The 26,378-nt window shown below is 64.9% G+C and carries 26 protein-coding genes; 21 read left to right on the top strand and 5 right to left on the bottom strand.

The genetic code is table 11. The annotated features are described in order from the left end of the window. A complete protein-coding gene (gene glmS, locus ACFVTM_RS11270; protein ID WP_390203554.1) occupies nt 1–1,893 on the bottom strand; it encodes a glutamine--fructose-6-phosphate transaminase (isomerizing) in 1,893 nt (630 codons plus the stop codon). 169 nt (nt 1,894–2,062) lie between these two features. On the opposite strand from glmS, the gene coaA reads away from it, so the two are divergent. Next, complete coding sequence (coaA, locus tag ACFVTM_RS11275) at nt 2,063–3,028, top strand: type I pantothenate kinase (RefSeq protein WP_390203556.1); 966 nt, start codon at nt 2,063–2,065, stop codon at nt 3,026–3,028. A gap of 5 nt (nt 3,029–3,033) precedes the next feature. Continuing rightward, a complete protein-coding gene (locus ACFVTM_RS11280; protein WP_390203557.1) occupies nt 3,034–3,981 on the top strand; it encodes a D-alanyl-D-alanine carboxypeptidase family protein in 948 nt (315 codons plus the stop codon). Nucleotides 3,982–4,223: 242 nt separating this feature from the next. Here the strand turns inward: ACFVTM_RS11280 and glmM are convergent, their stop codons facing one another. From glmM to rplM, 3 genes are all read right to left on the bottom strand, one after another. Continuing rightward, on the bottom strand, nt 4,224–5,585 hold the full coding sequence (gene glmM, locus ACFVTM_RS11285; RefSeq protein WP_390203558.1) for a phosphoglucosamine mutase: 1,362 nt from the start codon (nt 5,583–5,585) through the stop codon (nt 4,224–4,226). A 112-nt stretch (nt 5,586–5,697) separates the two neighbouring features. Continuing rightward, nucleotides 5,698–6,207 (bottom strand): 30S ribosomal protein S9, encoded by a 510-nt coding sequence (gene rpsI, locus ACFVTM_RS11290; protein ID WP_090950867.1) that lies wholly within the window; start codon nt 6,205–6,207, stop codon nt 5,698–5,700. A gap of 36 nt (nt 6,208–6,243) precedes the next feature. Next, nucleotides 6,244–6,687 carry a 50S ribosomal protein L13 gene (rplM, locus tag ACFVTM_RS11295; protein WP_015937805.1) on the bottom strand — a complete coding sequence of 148 codons (444 nt, stop codon included), beginning with the start codon at nt 6,685–6,687 and terminating at the stop codon, nt 6,244–6,246. A 319-nt stretch (nt 6,688–7,006) separates the two neighbouring features. Here rplM and ACFVTM_RS11300 point away from each other — a divergent pair, with 319 nt between their 5' ends. The 18 genes from ACFVTM_RS11300 (at nt 7,007) to ACFVTM_RS11385 (ending at nt 23,489) form a co-directional block, all read left to right on the top strand. Then, nucleotides 7,007–7,708, top strand: a complete 702-nt coding sequence (locus tag ACFVTM_RS11300; RefSeq protein WP_390203559.1) for a prepilin peptidase — start codon at nt 7,007–7,009, stop codon at nt 7,706–7,708. A 112-nt stretch (nt 7,709–7,820) separates the two neighbouring features. Then, nucleotides 7,821–8,189: a Flp family type IVb pilin gene (locus ACFVTM_RS11305; protein ID WP_390203560.1), complete on the top strand. Its 369-nt coding sequence runs from the start codon at nt 7,821–7,823 to the stop codon at nt 8,187–8,189. A 163-nt stretch (nt 8,190–8,352) separates the two neighbouring features. Further along, entirely contained in the window at nt 8,353–9,081 is a 729-nt protein-coding gene (cpaB, locus tag ACFVTM_RS11310; RefSeq protein WP_390203561.1) for a Flp pilus assembly protein CpaB, read from the top strand. Beyond that, nucleotides 9,078–10,271 (top strand): CpaE family protein, encoded by a 1,194-nt coding sequence (locus ACFVTM_RS11315; RefSeq protein ID WP_390203562.1) that lies wholly within the window; start codon nt 9,078–9,080, stop codon nt 10,269–10,271. Before cpaB ends, ACFVTM_RS11315 begins: the two co-directional genes overlap by 4 nt. Continuing rightward, nucleotides 10,268–11,716: a CpaF family protein gene (locus ACFVTM_RS11320; RefSeq protein ID WP_390203563.1), complete on the top strand. Its 1,449-nt coding sequence runs from the start codon at nt 10,268–10,270 to the stop codon at nt 11,714–11,716. The genes ACFVTM_RS11315 and ACFVTM_RS11320 overlap by 4 nt, the downstream gene beginning before the upstream one ends. A 5-nt stretch (nt 11,717–11,721) precedes the next feature. Beyond that, the gene (locus tag ACFVTM_RS11325; RefSeq protein ID WP_390203564.1) at nt 11,722–12,666 is read left to right on the top strand and encodes a type II secretion system F family protein; all 945 of its coding nucleotides are present in this window, start codon (nt 11,722–11,724) and stop codon (nt 12,664–12,666) included. A gap of 10 nt (nt 12,667–12,676) precedes the next feature. Further along, nucleotides 12,677–13,558 carry a type II secretion system F family protein gene (locus ACFVTM_RS11330; protein ID WP_390203565.1) on the top strand — a complete coding sequence of 294 codons (882 nt, stop codon included), beginning with the start codon at nt 12,677–12,679 and terminating at the stop codon, nt 13,556–13,558. Between the two features lie 84 nt (nt 13,559–13,642). Beyond that, a complete protein-coding gene (locus tag ACFVTM_RS11335) occupies nt 13,643–14,098 on the top strand; it encodes a TadE/TadG family type IV pilus assembly protein (protein ID WP_390203566.1) in 456 nt (151 codons plus the stop codon). 53 nt (nt 14,099–14,151) lie between these two features. Next, nucleotides 14,152–15,564 carry a pilus assembly protein TadG-related protein gene (locus ACFVTM_RS11340; RefSeq protein ID WP_390203567.1) on the top strand — a complete coding sequence of 471 codons (1,413 nt, stop codon included), beginning with the start codon at nt 14,152–14,154 and terminating at the stop codon, nt 15,562–15,564. A 251-nt stretch (nt 15,565–15,815) separates the two neighbouring features. Next, entirely contained in the window at nt 15,816–16,043 is a 228-nt protein-coding gene (locus tag ACFVTM_RS11345) for a Flp family type IVb pilin (RefSeq protein ID WP_390203568.1), read from the top strand. 109 nt (nt 16,044–16,152) lie between these two features. Next, the gene (locus ACFVTM_RS11350; protein WP_390203684.1) at nt 16,153–16,527 is read left to right on the top strand and encodes a TadE/TadG family type IV pilus assembly protein; all 375 of its coding nucleotides are present in this window, start codon (nt 16,153–16,155) and stop codon (nt 16,525–16,527) included. Then, nucleotides 16,515–17,489 (top strand): pilus assembly protein TadG-related protein, encoded by a 975-nt coding sequence (locus ACFVTM_RS11355; RefSeq protein ID WP_390203569.1) that lies wholly within the window; start codon nt 16,515–16,517, stop codon nt 17,487–17,489. The genes ACFVTM_RS11350 and ACFVTM_RS11355 overlap by 13 nt, the downstream gene beginning before the upstream one ends. A gap of 17 nt (nt 17,490–17,506) precedes the next feature. Continuing rightward, the gene (locus ACFVTM_RS11360; RefSeq protein WP_390203570.1) at nt 17,507–18,256 is read left to right on the top strand and encodes a Flp pilus assembly protein CpaB; all 750 of its coding nucleotides are present in this window, start codon (nt 17,507–17,509) and stop codon (nt 18,254–18,256) included. Further along, entirely contained in the window at nt 18,253–19,443 is a 1,191-nt protein-coding gene (locus ACFVTM_RS11365; protein WP_390203571.1) for a CpaE family protein, read from the top strand. The genes ACFVTM_RS11360 and ACFVTM_RS11365 overlap by 4 nt, the downstream gene beginning before the upstream one ends. A gap of 180 nt (nt 19,444–19,623) precedes the next feature. Then, nucleotides 19,624–20,964: a CpaF family protein gene (locus ACFVTM_RS11370; protein WP_390203685.1), complete on the top strand. Its 1,341-nt coding sequence runs from the start codon at nt 19,624–19,626 to the stop codon at nt 20,962–20,964. 7 nt (nt 20,965–20,971) lie between these two features. After that, the gene (locus ACFVTM_RS11375) at nt 20,972–21,907 is read left to right on the top strand and encodes a type II secretion system F family protein (protein WP_390203572.1); all 936 of its coding nucleotides are present in this window, start codon (nt 20,972–20,974) and stop codon (nt 21,905–21,907) included. A 7-nt stretch (nt 21,908–21,914) separates the two neighbouring features. Beyond that, complete coding sequence (locus tag ACFVTM_RS11380) at nt 21,915–22,799, top strand: type II secretion system F family protein (protein ID WP_390203573.1); 885 nt, start codon at nt 21,915–21,917, stop codon at nt 22,797–22,799. Between the two features lie 132 nt (nt 22,800–22,931). Further along, nucleotides 22,932–23,489, top strand: coding sequence for an Hpt domain-containing protein (locus ACFVTM_RS11385; protein ID WP_390203574.1), 558 nt, complete (start codon nt 22,932–22,934; stop codon nt 23,487–23,489). Between the two features lie 91 nt (nt 23,490–23,580). Here ACFVTM_RS11385 and ACFVTM_RS11390 read toward each other — a convergent pair whose 3' ends face one another. Further along, complete coding sequence (locus tag ACFVTM_RS11390; protein ID WP_390203575.1) at nt 23,581–24,339, bottom strand: response regulator transcription factor; 759 nt, start codon at nt 24,337–24,339, stop codon at nt 23,581–23,583. Between the two features lie 304 nt (nt 24,340–24,643). Between ACFVTM_RS11390 and ACFVTM_RS11395 the strand changes: the two genes are divergently transcribed. Further along, complete coding sequence (locus tag ACFVTM_RS11395) at nt 24,644–26,287, top strand: sensor histidine kinase (protein ID WP_390203686.1); 1,644 nt, start codon at nt 24,644–24,646, stop codon at nt 26,285–26,287. The last annotated feature ends 91 nt before the right edge of the window (nt 26,288–26,378 follow it).

Here is a 26,378-nt window from a genome sequence, read left to right on the forward strand (position 1 = left end):
TTATTCTACGGTCACGCTCTTGGCCAGGTTGCGTGGCTGGTCCACGTCGTACCCCTTGGCCGAGGCGAGTTCGAGGGCGAAGATCTGCAGCGGAACCGTGGCGAGCAGCGGCGCCAGGAGCGTGGGGGTCTCCGGGATGTAGAAGACGTGCTCGGCGTACGCCTTGACGGCCTCGTCGCCTTCTTCTGCGATCACGATCGTCTTGGCGCCCCGGGCACGGACTTCCTGGATGTTGGAGACGACCTTGGCGTGCAGCGAGTCGCGGCCGCGCGGGGAGGGGACCACCACGAACACCGGCTGGCCATCCTCGATCAGCGCGATGGGGCCGTGCTTGAGTTCGCCGGCGGCGAAGCCCTCCGCGTGGATGTAGGCGAGCTCCTTGAGCTTGAGCGCGCCCTCCATCGCGACGGGGAACCCGACGTGGCGGCCCAGGAACAGCACGGACTTGGCGTCAGCCATGGACTGGCCGAGTTCCTTGATCTGGGCGGCGTTGTCGAGGACGTGCTGGATCTTGGCCGGGATCTTGCCGAGGTCGGCCAGGATGTCCTTGATCTCGCCCTGGAACTTGTTGCCGCGCAGCTGTGCCAAATAAAGGCCCAGCAGGTAGGCGGCCGTGATCTGGGCCAGGAACGCCTTGGTCGAGGCCACCGCGATTTCGGGTCCGGCGTGCGTGTACAGCACGGCGTCTGATTCGCGCGGGATGGTGGATCCGTTGGTGTTGCAGATCGAGACCGTCTTGGCGCCCTGTTCCTTGGCGTAGCGGACGGCCATGAGGGTGTCCATGGTCTCGCCGGACTGGGAGATGGAGACAATCAGTGTGTTCTCGTCCACGATCGGATCCCGGTAGCGGAACTCGTGCGAGAGCTCGACCTCGGTGGGGATCCGGCACCAGTGCTCGATGGCGTATTTCGCCACCTGTCCGGCGTAGGCGGAGGTGCCGCAGGCCAGGACGATGATCTTGTTGACGTTCTTGAGCAGCTGCGGATCGACACGGAGCTCGTCGAGGGTCAGCTTCCCGTGGATGTCGGAGCGGCCCAGCAGGGTCTGCAGCACGGCGTCCGGCTGGTCGTGGATTTCCTTTTCCATGAAGGAGGGGAAGCCGCCCTTTTCCGCGGAGGCCGGGTCCCAGCTGACGTGGTACTCCTTGCCCTCGGCGGGAGCGCCGTAGAAGTCCGTGATCTCCACGGCGTCGGCGGTGATAGTGACGATCTGGTCCTGGCCGAGTTCCACGGCGCGCCGGGTGTAGTCGATGAAGCCGGAGACGTCGGAGCCGAGGAAGTTCTCACCCTCGCCGAGGCCGACGACCAGCGGGGAGTTGCGGCGGGCTGCGACCACAACGTCCGGCTGGTCGGCATGGACGGCGAGGAGCGTGAAGGCGCCTTCGAGCCGCTGGCAGGCAAGCTGCATGGCCCGGGTCAGGCCGCCGTTGGCCGCGTCACCGCCGAGCTGGTTGCGGTAGATGTCGCCCAGGAGGGCTGCGGCTACCTCTGTGTCGGTCTCGGAGGCAAAGATGACGCCCTTGCGCAGGAGCTCCAGCTTGAGTTCGGCAAAGTTCTCGATGATGCCGTTGTGGATCAGGGCCAGCTTGCCATCGTCGGCCAGGTGCGGGTGCGCGTTCTGGTCCGTCGGGCCGCCGTGCGTTGCCCAGCGCGTGTGGCCGATACCCGTCAGGGAATCCGGCAACGGCTTGGTCTCCAGCTCGCTGATGAGGTTGCTCAGCTTGCCCGACTTCTTCCGGGAAGAAATAGTGCCGTCGGCAACCACTGCAATGCCCGCGGAGTCATAGCCGCGGTACTCCAAGCGCCGCAATCCTTCAAGGACAACGTCCAAGGCATTGTGTCCAGCATTTACCCGGCCATCTGAGTGGCCCACATATCCAACGATTCCACACATGGTCATAAGCCTAGCGGGTTTCCCGGAGGGAGGCCGTCGGACGGCGGCGCGCCGACGCCGCGGCGGGCGGCTGCGGCGGGCCCGGGCGCGGGGTTGCGGCGGGGCCCACTCGGGCTCCCACCGGCCCGTCCATTTCGCTCTCGGCGCCGTGAAGGGCAGAATCTCTAGGGTGACTTTGCAACGCAATGAAGCGAACGGGGAAGGTGTCTCACCGTTCGTGGAGCTGGATCGGCAGACCTGGTCCCGGCTCGCTGCCCAGATGGAGCAGCCTCTTAATGAAGAGGACGTGTTCCGTCTTCGCGGCCTCGGGGACCCCCTCGACATCAAGGAAGTGCGCGAGGTCTACCTGCCCCTGTCCCGGCTCCTGCACCTCTACGTCGAAGCCGCAGGGCAACTGCACGCAGCCACCACCACTTTCCTCGGTGAGAGTACCCAGCGCACGCCGTTCGTGATCGGCGTCGCCGGTTCGGTGGCCGTCGGCAAGTCCACCATCGCCCGTGTCCTGCGGGAAATGCTTCGGCGCTGGCCGGGCACCCCCAACGTGGAGCTCATCACCACGGATGGATTCCTGTACCCCCTGGCCGAGCTCAAGCGCCGGCAATTGCTGGAGCGCAAGGGCTTTCCGGAGTCGTACGACCGCCGGGCCCTGCTGCGGTTCGTGAGCGAGATCAAGAGCGGCGCCGAAGAGGTCCGCGCCCCCTGGTATTCCCACGTCACCTACGACATCGTCCCCGGCAGGGAAGTGGTGGTGCGCCGGCCGGATGTGCTGATCGTCGAGGGCCTGAACGTGCTGGCGCCGGCCCGGCCGCGGCAGGACGGCCGGCAGGGCCTTGCCCTGAGTGACTTCTTCGACTTCTCCATCTACGTCGACGCGAAAACCTCGTACATCGAGGAGTGGTACGTGGACCGGTTCCGCAAACTGCGGAGCACGGCCTTCGCCCAGCCGGAATCGTACTTCCACCGGTACGCAACCCTCTCTGATGACGAGGCCGAACAGACCGCGCGTGAGATCTGGAAGCGCATCAACGAGCCCAACCTCGAGGAAAACGTCCTCCCGACCCGGGGACGAGCGCAGCTGGTGTTGACCAAGGAAGCGGACCATTCCATCCGGCGGATGCTACTGAGGAAGGTCTAGCACAGATGTGCTACGACGGCGGGAACGAAGAGTTGGGACGGCCGGCGGCCGGCCAGGGTTCGCCCAGCCGCCGGGCGTTCAGCCGCCTCCTGCTGGCGGGCACCGGCCTCGCAGCTCTGTCCGCCTGCACCCCGGCCCAGCCCTACACGCCATCCGGCACACCGGGACCGACGCCCACGCCGGGCATCGGCAGTGCGACGCCCACAGCCGCCGCGACGGCGTCGAACCCGCCAGTTCCGGCAAGCGCGGCCGCGCAGCCTTCCACACAGCCCGCGCCACAGTCGCCCGGGACGGCGTCGGCTATTCCGCCGTCGGCGGCACACCCTCCTTCGGCCGCGGCGCCGGGGCCGCAGCATTCACTCTCGGACCCCACCAGCCCCTGGGTGATCGTCAACAAGCACCGGCCGCTCTCCCCTGCCACGTTTGTGCCGCCGGATCTGGTCCGGCCGACCCTCCGGCTGGCCACCTCCGGCGAGGCGGCCTTGCTGAACAGCACGACGGCGGCCGCGGCGGAAAAGATGTTCGCGGCGGCGGCAGCCGAGGGCGTCATCATCACCCTGGCCAGCGGGTACCGTTCCTTCACGACGCAGAGGACAACCTACGGCAGTTACGTGAATTCCCGGGGGCGGGCCGAGGCTGACACTGCCTCCGCGCGGCCGGGCTACTCCGAGCACCAGACGGGCTGGGCGTTCGACATTGGGGATGGCAGCGGCGCAGACGCTTTCACCCCACAGTTCAAGGACCGGCCGGCGGCGATCTGGGCCAAGGCGAACGCCCACCGCTTCGGCTTCGTGGTCCGCTACCCGTGGATGCTGCACGAAATCACCGGCTACTTCTACGAGCCGTGGCATCTGCGCTTCATCGGCATCGAGGCGGCAACGGACATGTCCACGCGCGGCATCGGTACGCTCGAGGAGTACTTCGGCCTGGAAGCCGCCCCGGCCTATCTGTAGGGCCTATCTGCAGGGCGCATGCCCTCGCGATCGTAAGTCCGCGCGGATTTCCCCACCTTTGCCCCCACTACGCCTGGACACGCCGGCACAATCAGCGGACACGCCGCCGGACACGCGCGTAGGTGGGGAAACCCTGCGGGACCGGCCGCAATGACCGGGCCTAAGGCACCAAAAGCTGACCCCGCTCCGGGCCGACTGCTGCAGGCTGGCTATTGCAGTGAAGGGCTATTCGAGGACGCTGGCTATTCGGGGACGAGTTCCAGGGCCAGTTCGGTCCGGACCACTTGGGCCAGCCGCTCCGCGACACCCTGGGCGGTTTCGTGGTCTGAGGCCTCCACCATCACGCGGACGACCGGTTCGGTGCCGGAGGGACGCAACAGGACGCGTCCGGTGTCGCCGAGCTCGGATTCGGCCACAGAGACTGCCGCAGCGACTGCTTCATCGCCCTTCACCCGCGTACGGTCGACGCCCTTGACGTTGATGAGGACCTGGGGAAGTTTGGTCATCACCGTGGACAGTTCCTTGAGCGGGCGCCCGGTGAGGGCCACTTGCGCGGCGATCTGCAGGCCGGTCAGCACGCCGTCGCCGGTGGTGGCGTGGTCGGCAAAAATCACGTGCCCGGACTGCTCGCCGCCAAGGCTGAAGCCGCCGTTGCGCATTTCCTCGAGGACGTAGCGGTCCCCCACCCCGGTTTCACGCAGGTTGATCCCGGCGTCGCGCAGGGCGAGCTTCAGGCCGAGGTTGCTCATCACAGTGGCCACCAGGACATCGTCCTTGAGCTTTCCGGAGGCCTTGAGGGCTATGGCCAGGATGGCCATGATCTGGTCGCCGTCCACCTCGTTGCCTTCGTGGTCCACGGCGAGGCAACGGTCGGCGTCGCCGTCGTGGGCAATCCCCAGGTCCGCCCCGTGGTCCAGGACGGCGCGCTTGAGCGGGCCCAGGTGGGTGGAGCCGACGCCTTCGTTGATATTGAGCCCGTCCGGCTCGGCGCCAATGACCACCACGTTGGCGCCGGCGTCCTTGAACACCTGCGGGGAACAGCCGCTGGCTGCACCGTGCGCGCAGTCGAGCACCACCTTCAGGCCGTCCAAGCGGTGCGGGAGCGTCCCGAGCAGGTGCACGATGTAGCGGTCCTCGGCGTCGGAGAAGCGCTGGATCCGCCCCACCTCGCCGCCGACGGGCCGGAAGGGTTCCTTGTCGAGCTGCTCTTCGATGGCGTCCTCGACGTCGTCGGGCAGCTTCTGGCCGCCGCGGGCGAAGAATTTGATCCCGTTGTCCGGCGCGGGGTTGTGGGAGGCGGAGATCATGACGCCGAAGTCGGCGTCGAGGTCCGCCACGAGGTAGGCGGCGGCCGGGGTGGGGAGAACGCCGGCGTCGTAGACGTCGATTCCCGAGCTTGAGAGGCCCGCTTCCACGGCGGCAGCGAGGAACTCGCCGCTGGCCCGGGGGTCGCGTGCGACCACTGCGATCGGCCGCTTTCCGGTCGTGTTGCGGTCATGGCCAAGTACGACGGCGGCGGCCTGAGCCAGCTGCAATGCGAGCTCGGCGGTCAGCAACCCGTTCGCCAGGCCACGGACTCCGTCGGTTCCAAATAATCTAGACATCGGACCAAGTTTAGTCGATGGACGGAGCAAGTCTGGCTTTAATGGCGAAAGCCCGCCCCGCCGAGTGGCGGAACGGGCTTTCGTGCAAGCGCAAAAAGCGCTTGAAAGCGAATTAACGCTTCGAGTACTGCTGAGCCTTGCGGGCCTTCTTGAGACCGGCCTTCTTACGCTCGATGACGCGGGCGTCGCGGCGCAGGTAACCGGCCTTCTTCAGGGTGGCGCGGTTGTTCTCGGCGTCGATCTCGTTCAGCGAACGGGCGATGCCGAGGCGCAGGGCACCGGCCTGGCCGGAGATGCCGCCACCGTGGATGCGGGCAATGACGTCGTAGGCGCCGTCAAGATCGAGGATCTTGAAGGGCTCGTTGACGTCCTGCTGGTGCAGCTTGTTCGGGAAGTAGTTCGCCAGCTCGCGGCCATTGATGGTCCACTTGCCGGAGCCCGGCACAACGCGAACGCGTGCGACGGCTTCCTTGCGACGGCCAACTGCAGCGCCGGCAACGGTCAGTGCCGGGCGTTCCTTCTTCGGCGCAGCTGCTTCCGCGGCCCCGCTCTCCGAGGTGTAGCTGGTCAGGTTTTCCTCAGCCTCAACGGCTTCGGTGGTCAGTTCTTCGTTCTGAGCCACGATTCTCCTTGATAAAAAGTTGGTTGGTGGCCAGGACTACTGGGCGACCTGGGTGATTTCGAAAGTCTTGGGCTGCTGGGCGGCGTGGGGGTGCTCTGCACCGCGGTACACCTTCAGCTTGCCCAGCTGCTGAGCAGCGAGGGAGTTCTTCGGCAGCATGCCCTTGATGGCCTTCTCCACGGCGCGAACCGGGTTGGACTCAAGCAGCTCCGCGTAGTTGACGGAGGTCAGGCCGCCCGGGTAGCCGGAGTGGCGGTATGCGCGCTTCTGCTCCAGCTTGGCGCCGGTCAGGGCAACCTTTTCAGCGTTGATGATGATGACGAAGTCGCCCATGTCCATGTGGGACGCAAAGGTGGCCTTGTGCTTGCCGCGCAGCAGGATTGCGGTCTGGCTGGCGAGACGACCAAGGACAACGTCGGTGGCGTCAATGACGTGCCACTGGCGGTTGATATCGCCGGGCTTCGGGGTGTACGTACGCACGGTGTTTGCCTCGTTCTTGTTCTGGCGTTCTTGTTTTAGGCGTCACTCTTAGGGTGCACCTACTATCTATGCGCTACCGGAACAGAGGTGAGGGCTCTATGTAACCAGTCATCCTGAGGTCTCGAATGTGCACGTTGAGTAGTTATCCTGCAACCGGATTCTCAAGCGGGCACGCACCATCGAGATAGGACACGCACAACGACTACCAAGAATAGCCGACTGCGGCCTCTTGGGTCAAAATGGGGTGTCCGGATGCATCCTGTCTGCATTTTGTTCCGCAGACTGTCCCGTGCCGGCCCGCCGCATCCCTGGAGGAACCGTGTCCCACCCCGTCGCCGCCGGCTCAATCTCCCTGCTCCTCGCTCAGCAGAACGGCCCCTCAACCGGGATTCTCCTCATAGCCGGCGTTGGCCTCGCGGGCGCCTGCCTGTCCCTGTTGGCCGAACTCCTCATCGGGCGCGCGCTCCCCCACCTCGGCGGACCCCTGCCGCTACGCATAAGAATTACGACGGCGGCGGCCACCTTCGCGCTCTCCGCGCTGCTGGCCTGGCGCTTCGGGCCGGCCCCCGAGCTCACCGCCTACGTTTTACTGGCGGTTGCCGGCGTGCAGCTGGCGCGGATCGACCTTTTGCACCATTTGCTGCCCAACCGGATGGTTTTGCCTCTTTTGGGTGCCGGCCTGGTGCTCCTCGGGGCCGCCGCAGGGGTGTCCGGCGAGGCAGGTAGCCTGCTACGCGGTGCCGCCGGCGCCTTAATTTTGTTCGTTTTGTACCTCTTTCTTGCCCTGACCAGCCGAAACGGCCTCGGAATGGGCGATGTGAAGCTCGCGGCACCACTTGGCCTGTACTTGGGCTACCTAGGCTGGCCCCACTTGTTCTACGGCGGAGCACTGGGATTCGTCGCCGGCGGCCTCGCCTCGGCGGTCATGGTGCTGAAAAACCGCGGAAACAAGCCAAAGGAAGTGGCCTACGGGCCCGCGATGCTGGCGGCCGGCCTGGCCGTCATCCTGCTGCTGCCCTAGGTAGCCTCCGCCCGCACCCGGGCGACGATTCAGTAAGACGGCTTATCAAACCAAGTAGTTCGGCCCGGCCCCTACTTGGAAACTGAGTACACGTCCCATTTGCGGGCAGGTGGTGCCCCCATTTTCCTTCCAAAAGTCGAGTATCAACATTCATTGCGCCGTCGATTGCGGCCGTGCAAATGTTGTTCCAACGAAGCTCCAGCAAATAGGCAAAGGGGATTTGCCGGAAATTCGTTCACTATTCAAAACTCTGGAAAAGGAAAAGAAAATGACTGGTCTCATGGTCTCAATGCTCGCTTTTGTCTCTGGCGTAAAGAACAAGCTCACGGGGGAAGAAAAGGGCGCCACCGCCGTTGAATACGGAATTATGGTGGCTCTTATCGCCGTCGTTATCATCGGCGCGGTTTCTGCGTTCGGCACCAGCCTCTTCAATTTGTTCAACCAGGTGACCACCGGCATCGGCGGCACGCCGGCACCTTAACTCCTCACCCACCGCTCGTTCCTCTGCCGGCTGTCCGCCACACCGGGCAGCCGGCAGAGGCGTTTCGGCGGAGGCAGTACGGCGCGGCAGCGCCACACCGAGCCTGACGCCATTGTGTGCGCCCACGCAATCTTGAGGTTTTCCAAGAGGTGAGGAATTAATCATGAAATCTCGTTTAGTCGCCGGGCTGGCTGCGCTGGTCCTGGCGATCGCCGGCACCCTGATGTTGGTAAATTACGTCTCGAATGCAGATCGCCGGGCACAAGAATCCCTCCAGCCCGTCGACGTCGTCGTGGTCGATTCAGCAGTTCCGGCCGGCACTGCTGTGGAAGACCTCCGGTCCCACGTACGGTTACGGTCCATTCCGGATGCGGCAAGGGCCGACGGAGCTTTGTCCTCGCTGGACGGAATCACCGGTCAGGTCACGGCCGTTGCCCTGGAACCGGGAGAACAACTGCTGGCAAGCCGGCTGGTGGACCCGTCCCAGCGGGTCACCCCGGGCGCAGTGGAGGTCCCCGCGGGCATGCAGGAGGTCACCATTCTCCTGCCCCCGGAAAGCGTGGTCGGCGGCACGCTCCGCGCCGGAGACCTGGTGGGACTCTACGTCACCCAAACAGACCCCACGTCGCCCCAGATGGCCAGCACCCAACTGGTCTTCGACAAGGTCCTGGTGACTGCCATCCAGCAGGCGCCGGCCAGCAGCGGAAACACTGCGGATGGAACGTCCGCGGTTCCCACCGGCTCCTCGTTTGTAACCCTCGCCCGCAATTCCACTGACTCCGCCAAAATCATTCTCAGTGCCCGTGTGGGAAATATCTGGCTGACCAAACAAACGGCGAAGACACCCGCAAGCCAGCGCACAGCCGTCACCACCAGCGGGATCTTCCAATGAGCCGCTTCCTGGTCCTGACCTCAGCCCCGGAGTTCGAGCGCCATCTCGCCACAGCCCTGGGACAGGTGCACGAGTTCCAGATCCTTGCCTCCGAAGCCGCGGGCGGCAGCCCGGACCATCTGATGGCCAGAAATCTGGGCGGCCCCATCGATGTGATGGTATTCGGCCCCGACGTCCGGACTGACCAGATGCTGGCTCTGGCGGCAGGCCTCGAACACGCGTTCCCGGACATTGTGCTCGTGCTGGCGGCAGTCACGGCGCCCGAGCTCACCCTGGCCGCCATGCGGTCCGGCATTCGCGATGTCCTGCCGCCGGACACGGAGGCTGGACGGATGCGTGAAGCGTTGGAACACGCTGCCAAAACGTCCAAGAGCCGCAAGCAGGGTGCCTCCGAGGACGCCAGTCAGAATCGGGCCCGCGGGCGGGTGATCTCAGTGATGTCCCCAAAGGGCGGGGTCGGAAAGACCACCGTTGCCACCAACCTCGCCGTTGGACTGGCCAAACTGGCACCGATGGGGGCGGTCATAGTCGACCTCGACCTTCAATTTGGTGACGTGGCATCGGGGCTCGGCTTGGAGCCCCAATACACCATCAATGACGCAGCGACGGGCGCCGCGTCGAGTGATGCCATGGTGCTAAAGGCCTTCCTCAGCCGGCATCCGTCCGGGGCATATGCCATGTGTGCGCCGCGACGGCCGGCAGACGCCGACCTCATCAAACCGGCGCACGTGACGACTCTGATCAACCAGCTCTCACTGGAGTTCCCGTTTGTCATTTTGGATACGTCGCCAGGTCTCGGGGAGGAGGTCCTGGCGGTCCTTGAACTGGCAACCGACGGCGTCTGGGTTTGCGGCATGGACATTCCCAGCATCCGTGGCCTCAACCACGGACTGGACGTTCTCCGACAACTGGACCTCATGCCCCCGTCCAACACGATTGTCCTCAACTTCGCCGACAAGCGCAGCGGGCTTACTGTTCAGGACGTCGAAGCCACGGTTGGTCTGCCTGTGGACATCATCCTGCCGTGGTCCCGCACATTGCCGTTTTCAACCAACGCTGGCGTCCCGCTGGTCCAGGACAACCGTCGGGATCCTGCGTTGAAAGGGTTGAGAAACCTTATTGCGCTCTTCGGGCCGAATTCGTCCTCGCCCGCCAGCAAGCACCTGAACCGAAGGGGCGAAAAGCCATGAGTCTCGTTGACCGACTTGAAGCTGTCCGTATAGTCACGGCAAGCCCGGCGGAGGTGATGAACCCGCCCGGTACCGCCCAGGTTGCAGTTCCCCCGGCATCCGAACACGCCGGCACGAATCTGCTGGGATCTCTGGCCGTGCCACCCCAAGCCGCTTCTTCGGACGCTTTGGCAGGGATCAAGCAGCGCGCGGCCGAAGAGCTGACAGCCCGTCTGGGCAATCGCATTACAGACAGCAGCCTGGACGAAGGCGACGTGCGGCGCATGGTACGCGAGGCCCTTGGTTCCTTCATCGATGACGAGCAGGTCCCTCTGACACCTGAGGAACGACGACGCCTCATTAGGGAGATCGTGGACGAAGTCCTGGGTCTCGGGCCCCTTCAGCGTCTGCTGGACGATCCCCTCGTCTCCGAAATCATGGTCAACGGCGCTAACCGCATCTATGTGGAACGCGGAGGCCGGCTGCATTTGACCGGGACAACGTTCAGTTCGGATGCCCACCTGCGACGGGTCATCGAAAGGATTGTTAGCCGGGTTGGGCGCCGCATCGACGAGTCTTCGCCGCTGGTTGATGCCCGGCTGCAGGATGGGTCGCGGGTCAATGCCGTTATCCCGCCCCTCGCGGTGGACGGTCCGTCCTTGACAATCCGAAAGTTCTCCGCCGTGCCATTGACAGTCGAGGATCTGGTCAAGTTCGACTCTCTCTCACCGGCCATGGCACAGCTGCTCCATGCATGTGTCCAGGCACGCCTGAACATCATTGTTTCCGGCGGTACGGGCACCGGAAAAACCACGCTGCTCAACGTTCTCTCCTCGTTCATTCCCGACGACGAACGCATCGTCACCATTGAAGACGCCGTGGAACTGCAACTGCAGCAGGAGCACGTCGTCCGGTTGGAAAGCCGGCCGGAAAACGTCGAAGGCCGAGGTGCCGTTGGCATCCGCGACCTCGTGCGGAATTCCCTCCGAATGCGACCGGACAGGATCGTTGTTGGCGAAGTCCGCGGCGGGGAAGCCCTGGACATGCTCCAGGCCATGAACACCGGCCATGACGGATCCATCTCTACCGTGCATTCAAACTCGCCCCGGGACGCCATAGCCCGCATGGAGACCCTGGTCCTCATGGCCGGCATGGATCTTCCGCTGCGGGCCATCCGCGAACAAATTGCCAGCGCAGTCCATCTGATCGTCCAGCTGAGCAGGCTGAAGGACGGCACCCGAAGGGTCACCCACATCACCGAGGTCCTCGGTATGGAGGGGGACGTCGTGACCCTGCAGGACGCTTTCGTCTTCGACTACGCGGCAGGCGTTGACCAGGACGGTCGGTTCATCGGCAAACCCGTTCCCACTGGTGTCCGCCCGCGCTTCGTCGAAAGGTTCGCCGATCTGGGAATCAACATTCCTGGCGAAATCTTTGTCCCCTCTCCCAACAAGTCGGGACGGTGAGCACCGTGACCCATGATTCCGCTTTGCTGGCGGGCGCCGTCCTCATTCTGCTCGCCGTGGCTATCGTACTGTTTGTCGCATTCCGGCCCCGGTACACCGACATCCACGTCGACCGGAGAAGGCCGCGGGCGGAGTCCAACTCCTCGATGATTTCGAAGCTGAGCGGCGTCACAGTCGCTGCCGTGGAGCGAAGTGTCGGGCACAAATCCAGCGGCCCCTTCGGCCGCGACGCACTCGGTGGCGCGGGCGTGAAACTCCGGCCCTCCGAATTCATTGTCCTGATGTTTGTTGCCTCTTTCATTCTGGGCTTGGCGGGCTACGTGCTGCAGGGCTGGCTTCTCGCCGTCCTGTTCGCGGCCATGGGGCCGGTGGGCGCCAAGGTGCTGGTCTCCGTCAGAACCGGCCGCCGCCGCGCCGCCTTCGAGGGCCAGCTCAGCGACATGCTCATGTCCCTCTCCGGCAGCCTGCGCGCGGGCCACAGCATCGCCCACAGCATGCGCACAGCAAGCGTCGAGATGCCAGCCCCGATGGGCGAGGAGCTCGCCAGGATCGTCAACGAGGAAAGAGTCGGCCGACCGGTTTCAGCGTCCATGGCCGAGGTGGGCCAAAGACTGCACTGCGAGGACTTCCAGTGGCTCAGCCAGGCGATTGAGATAAACCGTGAGGTTGGCGGCGACCTGGCCGGGGTTCTCGACCACGTTGCCGAAACAGTGCGGGAACGGGCCCAAATCAAGGGCCAGGTCCGTGCATTGGCGGCAGAAGGAAAGTTCTCGGCATACATCCTGATTGCGCTGCCGTTCTTTGTCGCCATTTTCATCAATCTCGTCAATCCGGGGTACATGTCGGTCCTGACGACGACAGCGCTGGGCTGGGTCCTCATCACAGCCAGCGTGGTCATGATGTCCATCGGATCCTTCTGGATCAGCCGCATGGTCAAGATCGAATTCTAAGGAGCCGAGCATGACCCCCACAGTCTGGCTGCTGATCGCCAGCATCATCCTGCCTTTGACCTACTTCGCTTGGACCCTGATCGGAGTCGACAGGGCTTCCGGCCGCTTGATCCAGTCAAGACTCGCTGCCGCTTCTGCCCAGCAGGCAGGCGGCTCCCCTGCCGGACCGCACTGGCTGGTCCTTCTCGTCCGGAGGCTGACGCCAACGTCCTATGTGTCCCGCTTAGACCGGATGCTCGGGAATGCGGGAAGGCCGGCCACTATGCCTCTGGACCGCCTCTTGAGTGTGAAACCACTGGCGGCCCTTGGCGGGGCACTGTTGGCGCTCCTTTTCGGCGGCACAAAGAGTCCGCAGGCAGGCCTGCTGTCTGTATGCCTCACCGCAGCCTGCTATTTCCTCCCCGACCTGCTGATCTATAACAGCGGCACAAAACGCCAGGCGAGATTGCGGCTGGATCTGCCCAATGTCTTGGATCAATTGCTGATCTCGGTCGAGGCGGGCCTCGGTTTTGAAGCCGCCATGGCCCGCGTCGGGACGAGCGGCAAGGGGCCGCTGGCGGAAGAGATCGTGCGCACCTTGCAGGATATCCAGGCCGGCAGTACCCGCCGTGACGCCTATAAGGCCATGGCCGCACGATCCACAGTTGCCGAGCTGAAGAGCTTCGTAGGTGCTGTCATCCAGGCCGATGTACAGGGCCTTTCAGTCGCCCGCGTCCTGAAACCCCAGGCAGACCAGATGCGAATAAAGAGGCGTCTTCGTGCAGAGGAAAAGGCAATGAAGCTACCGGTGGCCGTGGTATTTCCGTTGCTGCTCTTTATCTTTCCACCGCTCTTTATCGTCATCCTTGGCCCCGCAGTCATCAATACAATCGCCACGTTTTCGGGCCGGTGACCAAAGCATCTATCTAACCCGCCACGTAATTCATTCCTCACCCCGCCGAAGTGGCAGGATTCAACCAGATTTAAGGAGCAACAGATGATTACGTCCAGGACAGGACATCGAACAGATCGGGATGACCGGCAGCGCGGTGCAACAGCGGTTGAATTTGCTTTGGTGCTTCCCTTGCTCCTGTCCATGCTCCTTGGTGTCATCGACTTTGGGACGGCCCTCGGGCAAAGCGTCAGTCTGCAGGGAGCAGCACGTGAAAGCGCGCGGCAGGGCGTGACGCAGGGCGACGTTATTGCGTCCGCCAACCGCGCCAGGGGTTCGCTTGACGGCAGCCAACTCCAGGTCAGATTCGCCGTCGACACCTCTGCAGGGGCTCCCGGCCTTATGGTCGTTTGCCTGCGCTACCCCCAGTCGTCACTGACTGGTTTCTATTCGTGGGTGCTCGGCGGCGTTTTCGAAGCAAAAGCCGTCATGAAAATGGAAAGCCCGGCGGCTGTGGCCTCGGGTGCACAGCATTGGACCGGAGGATCATGCACGCCTTGATACCAGGATCGTTCCTGAAGCGGCTACGTCGCGTCCGCAATAGCCGGGATCAGGTGAACGACAGGAAGAAACTCCGTAAGGCATCCCGCGAGCGTGGGGCGGCGACCGTCATTTTCGCCATGATGGTTCCCGTACTCTTCGGAGCCCTCGCCATGGGCCTTGACGTCAGCAGGCTGGTCTATGAACGTCAGCACCTGAGCAACGCACTGGATGCCGCAGCTCTAGCCGGTGCGGCATACCTCCCCGGCGACCCGGTGGCCGCCCGCAACGCAGCGGCATCATTCGCCCGGGCCAACGACCCCGCAGCGGCGCCCGCGGTCACCTTCTGGTGTGTGGTGGCGTCAACCGGCGCCGGCCGGACCGTGCTGAGCAGCCAGATCCCCAGCGTCTGCAACCCCGGAACGATCGCCGGTGCCAGATGCAGCGAAACCATCTGCGCGATCCCCTGCATCCCGGGGGGTAGCAACGCCTGTAATTCGATCACTGTGACGGACGATAAGGACGTCGCGTTCAACTTCGCACCGGTGATCGGGATTAATACCGGCAACACCGGCTCGCTGGCGTCAGATGCCTGCAAGGGTTCCTGCGGCTCCCAAATCCCGAATCCGATGGATATTGCCATTGTGGCTGACCGAACCGGCAGCATGAGCACCGCGAATCGGGACCTGATGGTCGCCGGGATCAAGAGCACCCTGCAGACCATGACCAGGGATCAGCAATACGTAGCGCTGGGCACGATCCACCGAAGTAAGGCATCTCCCGGAAGCTGTATCACCACGCCATCCACGGACAACACAGGTCCTTGGATCCCCGTTCCGTTCTCCAACGACTACACCCAGAACCCCGCAATTCCAGGCGGAACGCCACCACTGAACACAAGCAGCACGCTGGTTAAGGCCCTGACGTGCCTGTCAGCGTCGAGCGGAGGAACGTATCTGGCGGCACCCCTGAAAGCCGCCTCGCGGTACGTGCTGGGCATGCCCTCAAACAACCTGGGAAGCCTGCCCTCGCGCGCTGGAACGGCACGCAAGGCCATCATCCTGGAAACGGACGGCCAGCCCAACGAGCAGAACGTCGCGGGATCCGACAACTCATTGAACAACGCAAACGACATCGGGACTACCAACGCGTCAGCTGCGTGCAACAACCTGAACGCGGTCGCAACCAACGCCAAGGCGGCGGGCCTGCTCATCGTGACGGTCGCCTTCGGAGACGCAACAACCGCGCAGTGCGGCAGCGGCGGCGCGTTTGTCCGGAACGTCCTGGCCACCGCGGCATCGAAGGACTCACACGGCCTCGCCAGCGACGCCGACAACGACTGCTCCACAGCGGCGCTCCGGACTACCGAGAACTCCGACGGAGACTTCTTCTTCTGCGCTGCAAGCGGAAGCGAACTCGGCCCGATCTTCGTCTCTGCGGTCAATGCGATCAGTTCCAACTCCCGGCTGATACGTATTCCCAGCTGACCAGTCGATCGGCCACGCAAGACGCCGGATCCCCAGCTGACCGCCAAGAAACCGGACCCCCTTGGACCAGAGCCAAGGGGGTCCTTCGGCGTACCAAGCGCAAGATGGGCGCAGGGAATGTACAAGAAACGTGCAGTTTGGGAAGCCTTAGCACAGGATGCGTCAAGCTCGAAACCTCGGCGTGTCGTCGATTGCTAAGTTCCTCTCAGTGCTGGTGCAGGACCAGCCTCCCAACTCGCTCAGGAGTCTCAATGCGTTCCTTCCTCTCCGCTTTCGCAACCCGCCTTTGCCGCGATCAGCGCGGCGCCACCGCCGTTGAATACGGCATCATGGTCTCCCTCATCGCAGTCGTCATCATTGTTGCCGTAACCCTTCTCGGCGGCACCTTGACGGACACCTTCACACAGGTCCAGTGCTCCGTCAGCGGCGGTACCTTCACAGCCCGCGCCGGGGACGTAGCGGCATCCTGCGCGCCGTAAGCACCGCAACCCAGGCACGGCCCTTTGGTCAATGACAGTGTGGTGGTGGCGGCAGCAGGCCGCCACCACCAAGTCGTCTCAGGCAATCTTCGTGGGAAAGGCGGTTCCCCTGTCCAAGACATCCGAACGGGGCGCCGTCGCGGTGGAATTCGCCCTCCTGGCCCCGGTCCTAGTCATGCTGTTGCTCGGCATCACGGAGTTCGGGCGCGCGTACAACGCGCAAGTTACCCTCTCCAGCTCCGCCCGCGAGGGTGTCCGGGTCATGGCCATCGGCAACAGTCCCAGCGCCGCCCGGACGGCGGCCAAAAACTCGGCCATGGCGCTGAAACCGGCGCTGACTGACGCCAACATCACCATCACCCCGGCCACCTGCACCACCGGATCCCAGGTGACCCTCAAGATCACTTACTCGCTCTCCACCATGACCGGCATTGCGGGCCCGTTCACCATGGAAGGCAAAGGAGTCATGCTGTGCGGCGGCTAGCAACCACAACGTCTGACGGCGAGCGCGGCGCCATCAGCGTCCTGGTCGCAATCCTCATGGTGGCTTTGCTCGGGTTCACCGCTCTGGCGGTCGACGTCGGGATGCTGTACGCGGAGAGGACCCAACTGCGCAGCGGCGCCGACGCCGCGGCCTTGGCCATCGCCCAGAAATGCGCGAAGAATCTCAACGACGCTGATTGCTCCACCACGTCGACTCTCGCCCGCAGCCTCGCCAACAGCAACGCCGGGGACGGCGCGAGCAACGTTGCGGCTCTCGTCCTGGACAAGGCCGCCCGCACCGTGAAAGTAACGGTGGGGGCGCAGGAGGCAGGTAAGACGCCCAATAGGGTTTCCCTCTTTTTTGCCCGTGCCCTGGGTATTTCAAGCGCCGAAGTAACAGCGACCTCTCGTGTGCAGTGGGGGACGCCGTCAACGGGCACGATCCTTCTGCCCTTGGCCATCGCCCAATGCAAACTCAACCTGCTGCCCGGTTCGCTGACCGGCGCCGAACAGGTCCTGGACATGGATTCTGGCGGCTGCGGCGAGATCCCGGGTGGGTTCGGCTGGATTTCGGATAGCGACGCAAAATGCGGAGTCACCCTGTCGGCCGGACAGGCAAACAACTCTGGCGTTTGGTTTTCCAGCAACACCGGCGCGAGCGCACCAAGCGAGTGCACCGCGGCGGACTTGAGCAAGATGAACGACCAAACAGTCCTTTTCCCTCTGTACGACGTGGCCACAGGCAATGGCTCCAGCGGCAAGTACTACGTGAAGGGATTTGCCGCATTCCATGTCACTGGCTACCACTTTGCCTCTAATAGCTGGTCATTGAGCGGGACGCTTAAAAACAAGACCATCAAGGGCTATTTCGTCCGATACGTCTCGCTGTCCGACGCCTTCGAACTCGGCGCGGCACCCGACTACGGAACCTCAATAGTCCGCCTCACCATTGGAGTGCCCTAATAGTGAAGTCACGCTTATTGGCAGGAATCGCGGCCCTGGTGCTGGCCGTCGTCGGAGCCTTCCTGGTGGTCAGCTACGCGCAGGGCGCCGACGCGCGGGCCGTACAGGGCCTGGAGCCCCAGGACGTCCTCGTGGTGTCCAAAACCGTACCCGCCGGCACGTCCGTGGAGACCCTCCAGCCCTTCCTCGCCACCGAAAAACTTCCCGGCACGGCCGTCGCCAAATCCGCACTCCGCAACCTGGACGGCCTGGCCGGCAAGGTCACCGCCGTCGAGCTTCTTCCCGGCGAGCAGCTCGTCGCGGAGCGCCTGATCGCCCCCGAAGAACTGAAAACCAGCGGATCGGTGGAGATCCCCGTGGGCCTCCAAGAGGTGTCCTTCCAGCTCGAACCGCAGCGCGTGGTGGGCGGCCGGATCGCGGCCGGCGATCATGTAGGGGTCTTTATCAATCTTGATAAAGAGGGTCTTGAAGCCAAGCCGGACAAGCAGACCACGCAACTGACAATCCACAAAGTCCTTGTGACGTCGGTGCAGCGGGCGCCGTCGGCCGAACCGTCTCCGCAGCCATCCGCCGGCTCGGCCGCCACAGCTGAGGACACGTCGCTGCCAACCGGCTCGCTGTTGCTGACCGTCGCCGTCAACGATGTCGATGCCACCAAGATTGTCTACGCTGCCGAATTTGCCAAGATCTGGCTGAGCAAGGAACCGCTCAATGCCACGGACAGCGGCCGGCCGGGAATCATGACGAAACCAGAGGTGTACAAATGAGCCGCTTTGTCCTGATCTCCCCGAACACGGACTTTGATGCCCGCGTCCGGCAGGCACTTGCCGGCGGCCTTCCCGGCAGCCTGCAGACCTTTGCGTTCGTCAATCCCGCGAACCCGGCCGAGCTCTTCGCGAACCTCAACCAGGAACGGCCCGAGGTCCTGATCCTGGGGCCCGACGTGCCGGTGGAGGATGCCCTGCACCTGGCGACGGTCTTCGACGTCCAACTTCCCGAACTCAGCGTCATCCTGGTCGGCGAGGCAGATCCCGACTTCGTCCTGCTGGCCATGCGGGCCGGCATCCGCGACATCCTCAGCCCCGCGGCTGACCCCGCCCAGATCCGGGTGCTGCTGGAGCGGGCCTGCCAGTCGTTCGCCACCCGCAACCGGACCACGGCCGCAAGCCAGCCGGACAGCGCCAAGGGACTGGTGATCGGAGTCTTCTCCCCCAAGGGCGGAGTGGGCAAAACCACGATCGCTACGAACATCGCGATCGGGCTCGGCAAAGTCGCGCCCATGGGCGTGGTGATCGTGGACCTGGACCTGCAGTTCGGGGACGTCGCCTCTGGCCTGTACCTGAACCCGGAGCACACCGTAACCGACGCTGTCTCGCCCTCGGCCAGCCACGATTCCCTCGTGCTCAAAGCCTTCCTCACCGTCCACCCAGGGAGCATCTACGCCCTCTGCGCCCCCAGGACGCCCGAAGAGGCCGACGACATCACACCGCAGCAGGTCACCCGGCTGCTCGAACAACTGGCCGAACAGTTCCAGTACGTCGTGGTCGACACAGCGCCTGGGCTCCCGGAGATCGGGCTCGCCGCCCTGGAGCAATGCACCGACGCCGTCTGGGTAACCGCCATGGACGTGCCCAGTATCCGCGGGCTGCGCTCCGGTCTGGAAATCCTCCGGCGGCTGGACCTGCTGCCCGAGACCCGCCACGTGGTCCTGAACATGGCCGACTCCAAGTCCGGGCTGAGCGTCCAGGACGTCGAGGCGACCATTGGCGCGCCCGTTGACGTCAGCATCCCCCGATCCAAGGCAGTCGCCATCTCCACCAACCGCGGCGTTCCGGTGCTCCAGGACGGGCGCAAGGACCCGGCCATCAAAGGCCTGAAACAGCTCGTCAACCGGTTCGATCCCGCCTGGCGCGCCACCGCCCAAAAGAAGCTCCACCGGCGGGTGGTGGTATAGGTGAAACTCTCCGAGCGGCTCCGCTCCGCCGAAGGAACGCCCGCCGACGCCCCGCTCACCGGATCCACCCAGCGCGCCACAGCCCTGCCTGTCTCACCGCTGCCGGGCTCCCCCACCCGAAGTGAGACGACGGCGGCGCTGCCGGCCGCCGTCGTGCTCGAGAAGAGCAGCCCCACACCCCTGCCGGGTTTCACGGAGCCCCACGAATCCCGCGCCCGGGGCCAGCAGCCCGTCGATGTCTTCGCGGCCCTCAAAGAGCGCGCCGCCACCGCCTTGTTCGAACGCCTGGGAACCCGCTTCAACGACTCGGCGACGAAGGAAGAGGATCTCCGCACCTCGGCGCGGGAGGAACTGACGCGCATCATCGACGCCGAACAGGTCCCCTTGTCCGCCGAAGAACGCTCCCGGCTGGTCCGCGACGTTGCCGACGACGTGCTGGGCTACGGCCCCTTGCAGCGGCTCCTCGATGATCCCGCGGTCACGGAGATCATGGTCAACCGGATGGACCAGATCTACGTGGAACGGCACGGCAAGCTCACCCTGACGGAGTCGCGCTTCAGTTCCGAGGACCACCTCCGGAAGGTGATCGAGCGCATTGTTTCCAAGGTGGGCCGGCGCATCGACGAGTCCTCACCCCTCGTGGATGCGCGGCTCGAGGACGGGTCCCGCGTCAACGCCGTCATCCCGCCGCTCGCCGTCGGCGGTTCCTCGCTGACCATCCGAAAGTTCAGCAAAGTGCCGCTGACAGTCCGGAACCTCATCGAGTTCGGCACGCTGACGCCGGAAATGGCGGAACTGCTGAATGCCTGTGTGAAGGCCAAACTCAACATCATCGTCTCCGGCGGCACCGGCACCGGCAAGACGACGCTGCTCAACGTCCTGTCCTCCTTCCTGCCCCACGACGAGCGGATCGTGACAATCGAGGACGCCGTCGAGCTCCAGATTCAGCAGGAGCACGTGGTGAAGCTGGAAAGCCGGCCGCCAAACACTGAGGGCAAGGGCGAGGTCACCATCCGCGAACTGCTGCGGAACTCCCTGCGCATGCGCCCGGACCGGATCGTGGTGGGGGAGGTCCGCGGCGGGGAGTCGCTAGACATGCTCCAGGCCATGAACACCGGCCACGACGGGTCGCTCTCGACCGTCCACTCCAACTCGCCGCGGGATGCCGTGGCCCGCCTGGAGACACTGGTGCTCATGGCGGGGATGGACCTGCCGCTGCGCGCCATCCGGGAACAGATCGCCTCTGCCGTCAACCTGATCATCCAGATCTCCCGGCTGCGGGACGGAACCAGGCGCATCACCCACGTGACCGAGGTCCAGGGCATGGAGGGAGACATCGTGACGCTCCAGGACGCCTTCGTGTTTGACTACGCGGCCGGGGTCGATGCCCACGGCCGGTTCCTCGGCCGGCCCGTTCCCACCGGCATCCGTCCGCGCTTCATCGACCGTTTCGAGGACCTGGGCATCCATGTCTCCCCCGCTGTGTTTGCCGCGCCGCTAACGCCGGCCGGAAGGGCGTGATCTGTCCATGACTCTGCTGTCCATTGGCGTCGGCCTGCTCTTCAGCGCAGTGGTGGTCCTGGGAATCGTGCTGCTCGCTCCGGGCGGGGCGAGTGTCCCGCTGGACCGGCGCAGGCCATCCCAAGTCCAGACAGACTCGCAGCTGACGCGGTTCGCCGGCTCGGCCGTCCATTTGGTGGACGGATTCTTCTCAGGCCGCAAGATCCGGCTCTTCAGCCGCGAGTCGCTGGAACAGGCCGGCCTGCGCCTGGGCCAGGCCGACTTCTACGTCCTGCTCCTGGCCGGCGCTTTTGCGGGGGGCCTCGCGGGTTTCGTCGTCGCGGGACCATTGCTGGCAATCCTGCTGGTTCTCCTGGCACCGGTGGTTGGGCACCTCGTCATCGGCTACCTGACCGGAAAGCGCCGCACCAGGTTCGACCAGCAGCTCGGCGACACCCTGCAGTTGCTCTCCGGAGGGCTCCGGGCCGGACACAGCATCCTGCGCGCCATTGACGCCGCAGCCGCCGAATCGCAAAGCCCGACGTCGGAGGAAATGCGCCGGGTAGTCACCGAGACCAGCCTGGGCCGGGACCTTCTGGCTTCCCTTAGCGACACGGCAGACCGGATGCGGAACGAGGACTTTGTCTGGATCGCACAGGCCATCCAAATCAACCGCGAGGTTGGCGGGAACCTGGCCGAAGTCCTGGACCAGGTCAACGAGACCATCCGCGAGCGCAGCGAGATTAAGGGACACATCAAATCACTCGCTGCCGAGGGCAAGTTCTCCGCCTACATCCTCATGGCCATGCCGATCGGGATTGTTGTGATGCTGATGCTGGTCAACCCCGGCTACATGAACGTCATGTTCACGCACCCGCTGGGCTGGGGCATGATCGTCGCCTCCGTCATCCTCATGACCATTGGCGGTCTGTGGATGCGCAAGATCATCGACCTGAAGTTCTGAGGCCGCCATGGCACCCGTTGTACTTCTTGCCATGTTGCTGGTGGCGTTGCCGCTCGGCTATTTTGCCTGGTCCCTCCTCTCCGTGGACCGCAGGTCACAGCGCGTCCTCCGGGAGCTGCTCGCCTTGGGCACAGACCCTGCCGAGCTCACCCACCGGGAGCGCAGCGGCGTGCTGGAATGGGTCGGGTACCGGTTGACGCCCACGGCCTACGTCCGCAAGCTGGACAGGCTGCTGTCCCTCGCCGGGCGCCCCGCCTCGCTGCCGCTGGGCCGGGTGCTCGCGGCCAAGCCGCTCCTTGGCCTGCTGGGCGCCTTCCTGGGCTTCTACATCAGCGCCAACGGCCCGACGCCGATCCTCAAGCTCGTGGGCATCTTTGTGTTCCTGCTGGGTTACTTCATCCCAGACCTCCTGCTCTACAGCAAGGGGCAAGAGCGCCAGAAGACGATGCAGCTGGAACTGGCAAACACGCTGGACCAGATGCTCATTTCTGTGGAAGCGGGCCTGGGCTTCGAAGGGGCCATGGCCCGGGCGGGCGAAAACGGCAAGGGCCCGCTGGCGGACGAACTGATCCGGACGCTGCAGGACATGCAGGTGGGGCGCAGCCGGCGCGAGTCGTACGTGGCACTGGCCGAACGGACCAACGTGCCCGAGCTGCGAAGCTTCGTCCAGGCGGTGGTCCAGGCGGACACGTACGGCATTGCCATCAGCCGGGTGCTGCGCGTGCAGGCAAAGGTCATGCGGGTCAAACGCCGGCAGCGGGCCGAGGAGAAGGCCATGAAGCTGCCCGTCACCATCCTGTTCCCGCTGCTGTTTTTCATCTTTCCGGTGCTTTTCATCGCCATCCTGGGTCCGGCTGTCATCAACGCCATCGACACGTTCAGCGGCCAGTAGCGGCCGGCATTACAGGCGAGTCCATGGCTGGCAATAGCGGGTGTTGCTGGTTCCCCTGCGGAAAGCCTCAGGGTTTCCGCAGGATAGGCCGGTCTGCAAGGCATAGGCCACATCAGCAAGTAGCGTGGTCACATGCCCCAACCCAGTGCCAGCCCCGACGACGGCAATGCAAGCGTCGCCCTCGCTCCCACAGACATTCCCGGACAGCCGGAGACCGCCCTGGCGGCTTCCAGTGCCCCGGCGGCCATCCCGCTCGTGGACCCCACAGGGCCGAGCGTCCCTGTGGCCCTCCCGCTCGCAGACGCCACAGCTGACCCCGCAGTCCTCCCCTCGGCGCCCCCGCTTGTGGACCCGGCGGCGCTCCAGGACCTGGGCGCCCAGCTCGACAGCCCGGCAGTGGCTAAGGGATTTGCCAGGGACTACACCAAGATGTGGGACCAGCGCTACCAAACGCTGGCGTCAGCCCTCGAGAACGGGGACCTCGCACGGTCCATGGATGCGGTGCTGAGCCTGAAGACGTCCTCCGAAATGGTCGGCGGCCTGCGTCTGGCCCAGCTCGCCGGCGAACTGGAGACTGCCCTCAGGGCCGGCGACATGGGCCACGCCCTGGTGCTCCTGCGCGACGTTGCCGAGCGCGGCGACGAAACGGTCGACGAACTCCAGTTCAGCTATGTCCTGTGGGACAGCTAGATCCTGTTGGACCGCCCGATCCTCTTGGACAGCTCAGCCCACCCGGACCCCTGACCCCTTCAGGTCTCGCGGACGCCGGACAGCCAGTGGGCTACCGCTGCGGCGCCAACCGGTAGCCCACACCCCGGACGGTCTGCAGCCAGCGCGGTTCCACCGGGTCCTCGCCGAGCTTCCTCCGGAGGTTGCCGATATGCACCTCGACGGCGCGTTCATCGGATTCGCTGATGTAGGCATCCGCCCGGTAGTAATCGCCCCGGACCACCCGCACCAGTTCTGTTTTGGACCGCACGGCGCCGGCACCTTTGAGGAGGGCCTGCAGAAGGTCGAACTCGCTTCGCGTCAGGCTGACAGCCACGCCGTCGACGCTCACGGTCCGCGTCTCGGGGTTCAGGTCCAGCCCGTTGTGGCGCAGGACGGGACTCTGGGTCGCTTCCGCGGCGGGAGCCTCAGGACCGGGTACCTGCCCGGCCCGGATCTCCTGCCGGGGCCTGCGCATCATGGCACCCACGCGGGCGCGCAATTCGCGGGGCCGGAAAGGCTTCGCCAGGAAGTCATCGGCTCCGGTGTGAAATGCCGTCAAAGTGTCCAGTTCGTCGGTACGCGCCGTCAACATGACCACGTACGCGTCGCTGAACTGCCGGATCCGGCGCAGCACCTCGAAACCATCGATATCGGGCAGCCCGACATCCAGGGTGACCACGCTCGCCTCCTGCGCCCTGACGACGTCGACGCCTTCCCGCCCGCCGGCCGCGGAATGAACTTCGAAGCCCGCCTGGCTCAATACGGCTTCAACAAGGTTCCGAACATCTTCGTCGTCTTCTACTACGACGGCGACTCCAAGGTCGGTCATGGCCCCCCTCACGTGGCACGCTACGTTGCCGCCCGCGGATGCGGCAGCAACACTAATCCCGTCGGCCCCAGCCGGCACTGTCAGAATACCCACCCTACGGGGCAAATTCTTCGCTGCCAGGTAACAGAAATAGCAAAACTTCGAATTGTGTCAAATTTGCGTGACACAAGGTGTAAAAATGGGTCAACGGGAAGGGGGCGCGGCGTCTTTGCTTAGACAGCGGCTGATCCGCGGTGTGGATCGATACGGCAAGGCTTTGGGGCCGCGCGCGCGGGTCTTCATGTGCCAGTTGCCTTTGGCCGTGATGATGGCTGGAATCGTCCTCGCAGCCCCCGCCGCCTGGCCCGCACTTCCGGACAGCACCTTGTGCCGGTACGCACTCGGCCTGCAGGCTGTGCTCCTCGTGGCCTGCGTGACGGTTCCCTGGCAGCGCCTCGGGCCGTTGGTGCCGCTGGCCATCCCCGTCCTGGGCCTCGTCGCGATCGGACTCCTTCGTGACGGCAGTTCGGCTGGCCTGCCGGATCCCGGGATTCTCTCGGTGCTGCCCGTGGTGTGGATCTCGGCATCCCGGCTGTCCGCCCCCGCAAGCCTATGGCTCAGCTTCACCGTGCCCCTGCTGGCCGCCGCGCCGTGGCTCCTCGCGGACCGTGCGGCACCTCTTGCGGCCCGCATCGCCGAAGCCTTGCTGGTGCCGTTGATGATGGCTGCGGTCTGTCTGGCCATGCGTTTCGCGCGGGCGCGGTTGCGGCACGAGCAATGGCGGATCAAGTCCAAGGAAGCCGAGCTGGAGGTCCTGCTCGCGGACAGTCGGGAGCGCGAACGGCTCCTGAATACCATTCTTGACACTGTCGACGTCGGGATCGTGGCCGTCGACGCCGACGGCCGCCGCCTCCTGACGAACAGCTGGCAGACGCAGCTGGAGGAATCCGCGGTCGCCGCGCCCGGCTCGCCTGCCCCCGTCCCGGCGGCGGCGCAGGCGGCGGCCCGGCCGGCGTCGGAATCGGGCGCGGAAGAAGTCCCGGCGGAAGAAGGCCGGCTGGTGCTGACCGGGCAGGACAGAAACACGCCGCTGCCCCTGGAGCGCCGCCCCATCCGGCGGGCGCTGGGCGGCGAGTCTTTCGCCGACTATCTCGTCTGCTTCGGCGAGGGGCCGGCCAGCCGGGTCGTCTCCACGGGGGCCCGGCCCCTGAAGGACGACGCCGATGACTTCCGCGGGGCCGTGGTGGTCTTCAACGAGGTCACCGGCCTGGTGGACGCCCTCGCGGCGAAAGACGAGGTGGTCTCCACGGTTTCCCACGAGTTCCGCACGCCGCTGACGTCCATCATCGGGAACCTGGATCTGGTGCTCGCCGACACCGAAGGCCTGGACAGCCCGGTGGTGCGCCGCGTCGAAGTGGCGCAGCGCAACGCGGAACGGCTGTTGGCGCTGGTGTCCGACCTTCTCATGTCCGCCAGCGCCGCGCTCCATGTCCACCCCCGCCGCACCGACCTCGCCGGGCTGGTGGAGGCGAGTCTCGGCTCGGCCCAGGCCCAGGCCCAGGCGTCCCGCGTCTCCCTCGCCATGGACGTGCGGGGCCCGCTGTGGGCCCACGTGGATCCGCTCCGGATCAGCCAGGCCCTGGACAACCTCGTCTCCAACGCGATCAAGTACTCACCCGACGGCGGATCGGTGCGGGTCTCCGCCACTACCGGCGACGGCTTGGTGCGCCTCCACGTCGAAGACACCGGCATGGGCATGACGGCCGCCGACGCCAGCCGGGTGTTCACCCGCTTCTTCCGCAGCCCGGCAGTCCGCGACGGTTCCATTCCGGGGGCCGGCCTGGGGCTGTCCATCACCAAAGCCATCGTGGAGCGGCACGGCGGATCCATCTCCTGCCGCACCCGTCCAGGACACGGGAGCACGTTCACCCTCGAGCTTCCCGCCGACGGGCCCCCGGCCGCTTTCTAGCGTCATGTCCAGGGTCACCGGCTGCCGGTTGCGGCGGAGTTTCCCCACCTTCGGGACTCCCGGCCGGCGTGGCGTTCCGAACCGCCGGCGT

Origin of the sequence: Arthrobacter sp. NPDC058130 (assembly GCF_042884475.1) — a bacterium.
Taxonomy (GTDB): Bacteria; Actinomycetota; Actinomycetes; order Actinomycetales; family Micrococcaceae; genus Arthrobacter.